The 9,248-nt window shown below is 72.4% G+C and carries 12 protein-coding genes; 9 read left to right on the top strand and 3 right to left on the bottom strand.

All coding sequences use genetic code 11. The features are described 5' to 3' along the window. Positions 1 to 15: 15 nt before the first annotated feature. The 9 genes from ACGFNU_RS22855 (at position 16) to ACGFNU_RS22815 (ending at position 6,325) form a co-directional block, all read left to right on the top strand. Positions 16 to 807: a thioesterase family protein gene (locus ACGFNU_RS22855; protein ID WP_392596578.1), complete on the top strand. Its 792-nt coding sequence runs from the start codon at positions 16 to 18 to the stop codon at positions 805 to 807. Positions 808 to 957: 150 nt separating this feature from the next. Next, on the top strand, positions 958 to 1,854 hold the full coding sequence (murI, locus tag ACGFNU_RS22850; protein ID WP_392596576.1) for a glutamate racemase: 897 nt from the start codon (positions 958 to 960) through the stop codon (positions 1,852 to 1,854). Between the two features lie 29 nt (positions 1,855 to 1,883). Further along, the gene (locus ACGFNU_RS22845) at positions 1,884 to 2,633 is read left to right on the top strand and encodes an MBL fold metallo-hydrolase (RefSeq protein WP_392596574.1); all 750 of its coding nucleotides are present in this window, start codon (positions 1,884 to 1,886) and stop codon (positions 2,631 to 2,633) included. A gap of 72 nt (positions 2,634 to 2,705) precedes the next feature. Next, a complete protein-coding gene (gene rph, locus ACGFNU_RS22840; protein ID WP_392596572.1) occupies positions 2,706 to 3,425 on the top strand; it encodes a ribonuclease PH in 720 nt (239 codons plus the stop codon). Beyond that, entirely contained in the window at positions 3,422 to 4,096 is a 675-nt protein-coding gene (gene rdgB / locus ACGFNU_RS22835) for an RdgB/HAM1 family non-canonical purine NTP pyrophosphatase (RefSeq protein ID WP_392596571.1), read from the top strand. The genes rph and rdgB overlap by 4 nt, the downstream gene beginning before the upstream one ends. 62 nt (positions 4,097 to 4,158) lie before the next feature. Beyond that, complete coding sequence (locus tag ACGFNU_RS22830) at positions 4,159 to 4,764, top strand: hypothetical protein (protein ID WP_392596569.1); 606 nt, start codon at positions 4,159 to 4,161, stop codon at positions 4,762 to 4,764. 40 nt (positions 4,765 to 4,804) lie between these two features. Further along, the gene (locus ACGFNU_RS22825) at positions 4,805 to 5,302 is read left to right on the top strand and encodes a SigE family RNA polymerase sigma factor (RefSeq protein ID WP_392596568.1); all 498 of its coding nucleotides are present in this window, start codon (positions 4,805 to 4,807) and stop codon (positions 5,300 to 5,302) included. After that, positions 5,292 to 5,789: a hypothetical protein gene (locus ACGFNU_RS22820; RefSeq protein WP_392596566.1), complete on the top strand. Its 498-nt coding sequence runs from the start codon at positions 5,292 to 5,294 to the stop codon at positions 5,787 to 5,789. The genes ACGFNU_RS22825 and ACGFNU_RS22820 overlap by 11 nt, the downstream gene beginning before the upstream one ends. Positions 5,790 to 5,809: 20 nt before the next feature. Then, positions 5,810 to 6,325, top strand: coding sequence for a ribosomal protein L7/L12 (locus tag ACGFNU_RS22815; RefSeq protein ID WP_392596564.1), 516 nt, complete (start codon positions 5,810 to 5,812; stop codon positions 6,323 to 6,325). A 21-nt stretch (positions 6,326 to 6,346) separates the two neighbouring features. Here the strand turns inward: ACGFNU_RS22815 and ACGFNU_RS22810 are convergent, their stop codons facing one another. The 3 genes from ACGFNU_RS22810 to ACGFNU_RS22800 form a co-directional block, all read right to left on the bottom strand. After that, the gene (locus tag ACGFNU_RS22810; protein WP_392596562.1) at positions 6,347 to 7,201 is read right to left on the bottom strand and encodes an MEDS domain-containing protein; all 855 of its coding nucleotides are present in this window, start codon (positions 7,199 to 7,201) and stop codon (positions 6,347 to 6,349) included. Positions 7,202 to 7,369: 168 nt separating this feature from the next. Then, entirely contained in the window at positions 7,370 to 8,287 is a 918-nt protein-coding gene (locus tag ACGFNU_RS22805; protein WP_392596560.1) for an anti-sigma factor RsbA family regulatory protein, read from the bottom strand. Beyond that, a complete protein-coding gene (locus tag ACGFNU_RS22800) occupies positions 8,284 to 9,198 on the bottom strand; it encodes an MEDS domain-containing protein (protein WP_392596559.1) in 915 nt (304 codons plus the stop codon). Before ACGFNU_RS22800 ends, ACGFNU_RS22805 begins: the two co-directional genes overlap by 4 nt. Between the last annotated feature and the right edge of the window lie 50 nt (positions 9,199 to 9,248).

Genomic DNA, 9,248 nt, shown 5'->3' with positions numbered 1-9,248 from the left:
CCCGGGAGGGTGTGGATGGGCAGGTTCGGCGAGGCGACCGCGGTCGAGCGAGCGGGCGACGGCCGCTACCAGGCCGACCTCGACCAGGGGTTCGGCTTCGCCGAGGCGCTCAACGGCGGCTATCTGATGGCGGTCCTGGCGCGGGCGGCCGTCGACGCCTCGCCGCACGACCATCCGATCTCCACCGCGGCCAGCTTCCTGCGGGTGGCCAAGCCGGGCCCCGCCGAGGTGCTGGTCGAGCCGCGCAAGAGCGGCCGCACCGCCGCCATGTCCCGCGTCACCCTCGTCCAGGCCGGCGAGCCCGTCGTCGACGCCCTCATCACCACCGGAACGCTGGAGACCGGCCTGGAGCCGCACTGGACGGGTGAGGCGCCGCCCGCGATGCCCGCGCCGGACGAGTGCTCCACGTTCGCCTCCGGCAAGGACGACCGGGGCTTCGCCGACAACGTCGAGATGCTCTTCGACCCGGCGACGATGGGCTGGCTCGACGGGCAGCCGAGCGGGCGGCTGGAGGCGCGGGCGTGGTTCCGCCTGCCCGGCTACGGCAACGACGGCTGCGCGCTCGCCCTCGCCGTGGACGCACTGCCCCCGGTGGTCCTGAACGTGGGCGCCAAGGGCTGGGCCCCGACGGTCGAGCTGACCTGGCACATGCGGGCCGTCCCGGCGCCGGGACGGCTGGCCGTGCACGGCGGCGGGCGGCTCGTGGCCGGCGGCTGGTTCGACGAGGAGGTCGAGGTCTGGGACTCGGCCGGCCGCCTCGTCGCGCAGAGCCGGCAGCTCGCCCGGGTGGGCCGCGGCCTCACCTGAACGTGCGCTCCCGGGTGGGCCCGGGGGCTCTACTGAACGTGCGCTTGGTCACAGGGGCCGCGATGACGTGCCCGGTTTCGGGTATGTGACCATGTGATGTACACCGCATGACGCGTTGCCAGGACGAGAGTTCGCCTAGCCTTGAGGACCATGTCAGACGCGCCGATCGGGATTTTCGACAGCGGGTTCGGCGGTCTCACCGTGGCCCGCGCCATCCTGGACCAGCTGCCGAACGAGCCGATCGTGTATCTCGGCGACTCCGCGCGCCAGCCGTACGGCCCGCGGCCCATCGCGCAGGTGCGCGCGTTCGCCCTGGAGATGCTGGACGAACTCGTCGCCGAGGGGGTGAAGATGCTCGTGATCGCCTGCAACAGCGCCAGCTCGGCGATGCTGCGCGACGCGCGCGAGCGTTATGACGTCCCCGTCATCGAGGTCATCAACCCGGCGACCCGGCGGGCCGCCCGCGCCACCCGCAACGGCCGGGTCGGCCTGATCGCCACCCAGGCCACCGTCACCAGCAGGGCGTACGAGGACGCGTTCGCCGCGGCCCCGCACATCGAGCTCACCAGCGCCGCGTGCCCGCGCTTCGTCCCGCTGGTGGAGCAGGGCGTGACGATGGGCGACGAGGTGCTCGACGCGGCTCGCGATTACCTTGAGCCCATCATCGGCCGCGGATGCGACACCCTCATCCTGGGCTGCACGCACTACCCATTGCTTACCGGAGTCATCTCGTATGTCGTCGGCGACGGGGTCACACTGGTCTCAAGTGCCGATGAGACCGCCAAGGACGTCTATCGAGTGCTGAACGACCAGGGGCTCGCCCGTGCGGAGGCAACCTCCCCGCCCGCCCACCGGTTCCGCGCGACCGGTGACCCCGCCGTGTTCGCCGCGCTCGGCCGCCGGTTCCTCGGGCCGGAGATCGGCCTGGTGGAGACGGCCGCGGCGGCGGCGCCGGAGACGGCAGCGCAGCCGGCACCGGAGACGGCCGGGCGGTCAGGCCGGCCGGGTCATGGGGACGGAACGCCGAGCAAGGCTTTGACCACCTGATCCTCGGGGACAGTAGAGGAGGAGTGAGCGTGCGGGTCACTGTGATCGGCTGTTCCGGCAGCTTTCCCGGACCGGACAGCCCCGCGTCCTGTTATCTGATCCAGGCCGACGGCTTTTCCATGCTGCTCGACCTGGGCAGCGGCGCGCTCGGATCGCTGCAGCGGTTCCAGCCGCTGTACGACATCGACGCGATCTGCTTGTCGCACCTGCACCCCGACCACTGTCATGACATGTGCGGCTATTGGGTGGCGCGGCGCTACCGGCCCGAGGGGATGGCGCCGCGGATCCCGGTGCACGGCCCGGAGATCACCCCGCGGCGGATGGCCGAGGCGTACGACCTCCCGCGCGAGACCGGCATGTCCGAAGCGTTCGATTTCCATGCCCTGCGCAACGGTCCGTTCGAGATCGGACCGTTCCGGGTGACGACCGCGCTGATGTCGCACCCGATCGAGGCGTACGGCTTCCGCATCGAGCACGACGGCAAGGTGCTCGCCTACTCCGGCGACACGGGGGAGTCCGACGCGCTCATCGACCTGGCCCGCGACGCCGATCTCTTCCTGTGCGAGGCGTCCTTCCTCGACGCCCCCGACCTGCCGCCCGAGCTGCACCTGACCGCCAGGGAGGCGGGCGAGCACGCCGCCCGCGCCGGCGTCGACAGGCTCGTGCTCACGCATCTCGTCCCGTGGAACGACGCCGACCAGTCGCTCGTCGAGGCCAAGGGCAGCGGGTTCGACGGCGAGATCGACCTCGCCCGCGCCGGCGCCGTCTACCGCCTCTGAGCCGCGCAGCCCGCCTCTGCCCCCGCTCGGCACACGCCTGATCAAGGCCGCCGTGTCGATAGGGTGAGGAGCATGGCTCGCCCTGACGATCGTGCACCCGATCAGCTCCGTCCCGTCCGCATCCAGCGTGGCTGGCTCGATCATGCCGAGGGATCGGTGCTCATCGAGTTCGGCGGCACCCGCGTGCTCTGCGCCGCCTCCGTCCAGGACTCGGTGCCCCGCTGGCGGCGCGACAGCGGGCTCGGCTGGGTGACCGCCGAATACGCGATGCTGCCCCGTGCCACGCACACCCGCGGCGACCGCGAATCGGTCCGGGGCCGGCTGGGCGGCCGCACCCACGAGATCTCCCGCCTGATCGGCCGGTCCCTGCGGGCCGCCATCGACTTCAAGGCGCTCGGCGAGAACACCGTGCAGCTCGACTGCGACGTGCTCCAGGCCGACGGCGGCACCCGTACCGCCGCGATCACCGGGGCGTACGTGGCGCTGGCCGACGCGGTGACGTGGATGCGCGGCAAGGGCCTGGTCAAGGGCGACCCGTTCGTCACCTCCGTCGCCGCGATCAGCGTCGGCGTCGTCGACGGCGAGGCGCGACTCGACCTCTGCTACGAGGAGGACGTCGCGGCCGAGACCGACATGAACGTCGTCTGCACCGGCGACGGCCGGTTCGTCGAGGTGCAGGGCACCGCCGAGGGCCAGCCGTTCGACCGGGCCGAGCTCGACGCGCTCGTCGACCTGGCCGCGGGCGGCTGCGCCGAGCTGACCCGCCTGCAGAGCGAAGCGCTCGGCGCATGACCACGGTCATCCTCGCCACCCGCAACGCCGGCAAGATCACCGAGCTGCACCGCATCCTCGCCGGCGGCGCCGGCGAGGCCGGTGCGCCAGGGGAGCCGCCCGCCCTGCAAGGGCAGGGCATCGAGGTCGTCGGGCTCGACGCCTACCCGGACGCGCCGGACGTGCCCGAGACCGAGCTCACCTTCGAGGGCAACGCCCTGCTCAAGGCGCGCGCGATCTGCGCGCACACCGGCCTGCCGGCGATCGCCGACGACTCGGGCCTGTGCGTCGACGCGCTGAACGGCATGCCCGGGGTGCTGTCGGCCCGCTGGTCGGGCCGGTTCGGCACCGCGTCCGGTGACAAGGACCGGGCGAACCTCGACCTCGTCCTCGACCAGCTCGCCGACGTCGGCGACGACCATCGCGGGGCCTACTTCGTCGCCGCGGCGGCGCTGGTGCTGCCCACCGGCGTCGAGCACTGCGTGGAGGGCCGGATGTACGGCCGGATCATCAGGGAGCCGCGCGGGTCCGGCGGCTTCGGCTATGACCCGATCTTCGTCCCGGACGGGGGATCGCTGACCTCGGCGGAGCTGACGCCCGCGGCGAAGGACGCGATCAGCCATCGGGGCCGCGCGTTCCGCACGCTCGCCGACCTTCTTCCGGACGCGCTCGCGAATATTCCGGCCGGATGACAACCGGGACGCCCTCGGCGGGGGTTCTAGGGGTGTAAGGATCTTCACCCCCGAGGAGCGACATGACCGACAAGGGTCGAACCGGCCGTCGCCGCATGGCGATCGTGCTGGCCGGCATGGGCGGCAGCGGAGCGCTGGCCGTCGGCATCTGGGCCTCCACCGCGTCCGGATCGGCGGAGATGGCACCCGCGGCGGCGAAGGGCGCGTCGGTGACGACGGCGAAGCCGTCACGCCCACCGTCCGCGCGCCCGTCCGCTGTCCCGGCCTGCCCGCCCGCCGTCAGGCCGGAACCCGGACGGCCCACCGCGAAGCCTTGGCCCAAGCCGTCATCGGCCAAGCCGCGCCCCATGCCGCCGGGTGCCGAACGGCCCACCGTGCGGCCGAGCGCCAAGCCGCCCGCCAAGAAGCCGCAGCCGATGCCGCCGGCCAAGCGGCCCACCGCGCGTCCCATGCCGCCGGGTGCCAAGCCGCCCGCGCCCAGGCCGGTGCCGAGCACGGCCCCCACCGCGAGGCCGCGCCCCACGCCGGTGTGCCCGCCCGGAGCCCCCGCGCCCGCCGAGCGCCCGCCGGGCTCGTCGGTGCCCGGAGCCCCCGCTCCGGCCGAGCGGCCGCCGGGTCTGCCGAAGCCGCCGAAGCCCGTCCCGTCACCGGCCAAGTCCGTGGAGTAGGTGCGGTCTGTCCACGCTGAGCGCTCAGGAGATCCGCGGGGTGGAGGTCACGTTCGAGGAGTTCGTGGCCGCCACCGCGGGTCGGCTGCTGCGTACCGCCGTCTTCCTCGTCTACGACCGGCACCTGGCCGAGGATCTGCTCCAGATCGCGTACGAGCGGGTGGCGAAGCGGTGGAAGCGGCTCGCCAAGGACAACCCCGAGGCGTACGCGCGCAGGGTCCTCGTCAACCTCGCCATCGACGAGAAGAAGCGCCGGGCGCGACGCGGGGACCTGCCGGTCGGATCGCTGGCCGACGTCGAACGGCTCACGCCTCCCCCGGCGGCCGGCGGCATCTCCGCGGGGGAGCTGGACGAGGTGCTCCGGGCGTTGCCCGCCAAGCAACGGGCGGTCGTGGTGCTCCGGTACTGGTGCGATCTGAGCGAGCAGGAGATCGCGCAGACCCTCGGGGTGTCGCGGGGAACGGTGAAGAGTCACACCGCGCGGGCGATGGCCGCGCTGCGGGCGCACATGGAGGAGGGCCGGGCCGATGGACGATGAGCTCGAGACCCTGCTGCGCGGTCACTACCGGCGCGCGGCCAACGACATCCACGCCACCCCGGACCTGGTCGAACGTTCCCAGGCGGCGGGCCGGCCGGCCGGACCGGCGGGACGTGGCGCGTGGCTGCGCCGCTGGACGCTTCCGGCCGTCGCGGCGGCGGTCACCGTGGCCGTCATCGTGGCGGTGACGATGTTCCTCTGGCCGGCCCCGGAACGTACGCGGCCCGTCTCGCCTGCGCCCAGCCCCGCCACCGTCCCGCCGACCGTCCCGCCGCCGGCGCCCGCCACCGACCTGCCGACCCCGGGCACGGTGGCCCCGCCGGGCCGCCGGCCGTCGGGGACCGGCCCCTCCATGGCGCCCAGGCCTCCCGCCGCCGAGCCCGGTGCCAGGCCCTCCAAGCCCGGCGGGGAAGGCACGCCCATGCCGAGGCGTTCGACGGCTTCGCCAGAACCGCCGGCGTCCGCGAAGCCCTCACCGTCCCGCTGATCGCGTTAAGCTCACGCACAATGTGGAAGAAGAAGCCCTCCGAAGCCCGAGGCGTGCCTGTGCCGCCGACCTACTTCCTCGTTCCCGCCGCCACGCACGCGGCCGTGCTGAGGCTGCTCCACGACAACAAGATGATCCAGGCGGTCAAGCGGGTCCGTGAGGACACCGGCCTCGGCCTCAAGGAGGCCAAGGACTACGTCGACGGTGTCAGGGACGGCCGGATCCAAGCACCACCGCCCACGCCCGGTGGACCGTTCGCGCCTGCCGATCCGTACGCGCCGGGCCCGCCCGCGTCTGCCGGTCCGTACGCGCCGGGGCCGCCCGCGCCGCCGGGCCCACCCGCGCCCGCCGGTCCGTACGCGCCTGCGGGACCTCCTGCCTCGGTAGGGCCACCCGCGGCGGCGGGGGTGTCGCTGGCGGATCGGGTGCGGGCCTTCAAGGCGGCGGAGGACTTCGAGTCGGCGATCGCCGCCGTCCGGGCCGAGACGGGCATGACCCAGACCGAGGCCATGCGGTTCATCGACGCGCTGGAGTAGCGCGCCGCGGCGGACGGGGCGTCAGCCGTCGTCGCCGAGGCGCAGGCCCGGCAGCATGTGCCAGCCGACCGTCTCCATGACGGTTCGGAGCTGCGGCGACATCCGGTCGAGCACCAGCGGCCCGTGCCCGGCGCGGCGCGCCGCCACGTCGGCCAGCATGTTGATCGCGCCGAGGTCGATGAAGCCGAGACCGGCCAGATCGAGGTGGATCGCGCTGCCGTTGACCGACGAGAGCAGCTTGACGAGCACGTTGTTCAGCACGATGTGCCGGGACGCGTCGAGCTCGCCGCTCAGCGCGAGGCCGGTGGGCGCGAAGGTGCGGACGATCCGGAACACCGCGTCCTCGAACTCGGGGTCGGGCTCCACCACCACGCTGTGGGCCTGGCGCAGCGCGGCGAGCTCGCCCGGGGTGCAGTGGCGGCGGTCGAACGCGCAGATCGCGATCACGCTGGTGCTCGGGCCGATGGCGCGCTCGACGTCCTGCTCGCTGCCCAGCAGCAGCTCCAGGCCGTTGGGCCGGCGAAGCGCCCAGGTCATGTCGGCGGTCACCCGGATGGTGCCGTGGCCCTCGTCCTCGGCGCGCCGCACCTCGTCTCTGAGCGCCTCGATCACGGCGTGCGGCTGGAACGACCGGCCGTTGAGCGCGTCCAGCGCCACCACGCTGAGCCGGCCCGGCGGCGGTGGGACCACCACGCCGGGAATCCTGGCCCGCGCCGTCTCCGCCAGGTAGATGACCTTGTCGCCCGCGGCCAGCCCGTCGCGCACGAAGGCGCCGGCGACGTACCGCTGCTCGTCGTCATCGGCGAACGTGAGCAGCGCGTGATCACCGGGACGCAGTTCGCGAACCGGCCGGCGGGTGGACACCAAGGTCTCCATGTCGCCCTTCCTCACCCCCGCCCGGACACCCGGTCAAAGGACGAGCCGCTCGCACCGCACTTCTGTGCGCCGCGCTCTTCGTGTCGCCTTCCAGCCTACTTCCGGCGCACCACGGCGAGTAGCGGTCTCCTTACGACCCTTTACCGGTATTTGACGGATGCGCACGGTTCACCGCCGCACGTGGAGGCGGACGAAGGTGCCGTCCCAGCCGGCCTTCAGCTCGACGAGGTCCACCAGCAGCCGGACCGTCCACAGCCCGAACCCCCGCTGCAGCGCCGACTCCGGCGGAAGGAACCCGGTCAGCGGGTCGGCGCGCCAGCATCCGTTGTCGCCGATCTCGCAGACGAGGTCGCCGTCCTCACTCCACAGCCACAGCCCCATCGGGGGGGTGCCGTGCCGGACGGCGTTGGTCGCCACCTCGTTGACCGCGGTCACCAGGGTGCGCGCGGCGTTGGTGGCGAGCCCGTGCCCGACGGCGCGGTCGCCGACGAAGACACGGAGGTCGTGCAGGTCGTCGCTCTCGATCGTCCGGTACTCCGCGTCGTGCGGCCGCGCCAGCCGGATCGTGCTGTTGCAGCCGTGGCCGAAGTCGACCGGCTCGACGTAGGAGTCGTTGGACCGCGTGCCACCGCCCTGCAGGATCTCGGGATGGGTCCGCCGGGCATGCTCGATGATCTCGTGCGGCAGCGTGGTCTGGTCGTACGGGCACAGCGCCGACGCGCCCGAATCCTTGAACGCCTCGTTGATCAGCGACTCGTACCGCGCCCACTCCCGGGTCTGGCGCGGATCACTGTGGTGCCAGACCGGCTCGGCCAGCGCCCGCACGGGACGAGGGTGGGCCTGCTGGACGATCCCCTGGTAGTCGCGCAGCGTACGGACGGGATGCTCGTAGAACTCCTCCGACGCGGCGAAGATCACATCCTTGCCGTCCGCGCCCAGCAGGTCCTGCACCGCGTTCTTCCCGACCTCCTGGACGACCACGACCACCTTCTCGTCCTGCTCCACCCCCTCGCGCAGCCACGGTACGGCGGTGTCCAGGAGTTGCTGGAGCTCGCTGTACATGAACGCTCTGTGCTCCAGTGTCATGAGGCCAGCCCCCCGGCGCCGGGAAGGCCGCGTTTCCGCCCGCGGGCCAGGCCGGGCAGCCGCTGCCAGCCCACCATCTCGATCACGCCTTCCACGTCGTGCGGCAGATGGTCCAGCACCAGCGCGTCGTCGGAGTTCAGGCCGGTCGCGTGACTGGCCAGCAGGTTGAGGCCGCCCAGGTCGATGAATCCGAGGCGGGAGAAGTCCAGATGGATCCGCCGCCGTTCGCAGGTGACCAGCGACAGCTTCTCGGCGAACACCGCGTGCCGCGCGGCGTCGAGCTCGCCTTCCACCCGCAGCCCGTGCGGCTCGAAGGTGCGGACGATCCGGAGTATTCCGTCGTCGAACTCGGGATTCACTTCCACGAGGACCTCGTGAGTGTTCCGTAGGGCGTCGAGCTCGTCCTGGGGACACGCGTGCCTGTCCACCTGGCAGATCGCCATCGCCATGGTGCTGGGCGAGACCGCCTCGCCGAACTGGTGCTCGCAGCCCAGTATCTGGGAGAGGTCGGAACGGCCGGGCTCGTTGAGCACCCAGCTGAAGTCGGTGGTGAGACGCACGGCGCGGAAACCCTGATCGAACGCCTCGTCGACCTCCCGCTCCAGCGTCCGCAACATCCGGTCGGGATCGAACCGCCCCCGTCCGCTGAGGCAGGCGCGCTCGCGGGGGATGACCCGCAGCTGCCTGGAATCGGTGAAGGCGCACAACTCGATGCCGCGCCTGGGACGCACACCGGGCAGCCGTTCGGGTGGAGCGTCCGTCACGTAGACGACCTTCTCCTCGGTGGCGAGCCCGTCGTACACGAAAGCCCCGATGATGTGCGCGCGTTCTTCTTCGCCCGAGAAGGCCAGCCATGCGTGATCGCCGGGTCTCATCGCGTTCACGGGTCGTTCGGCGAAGAAGCTCTCCATGGCCTGCCCATCAAGGTTGGCGTGGATCTGACCAGCGTACGCCGCGGGGG

This window comes from Spirillospora sp. NPDC048911 (assembly GCF_043198015.1).
In the GTDB taxonomy this organism is placed as follows: Bacteria; Actinomycetota; Actinomycetes; order Streptosporangiales; family Streptosporangiaceae; genus Spirillospora.
Note: the sequence above shows the minus strand (reverse complement) of the source record. Positions and strands in the feature narration are given on the sequence as shown.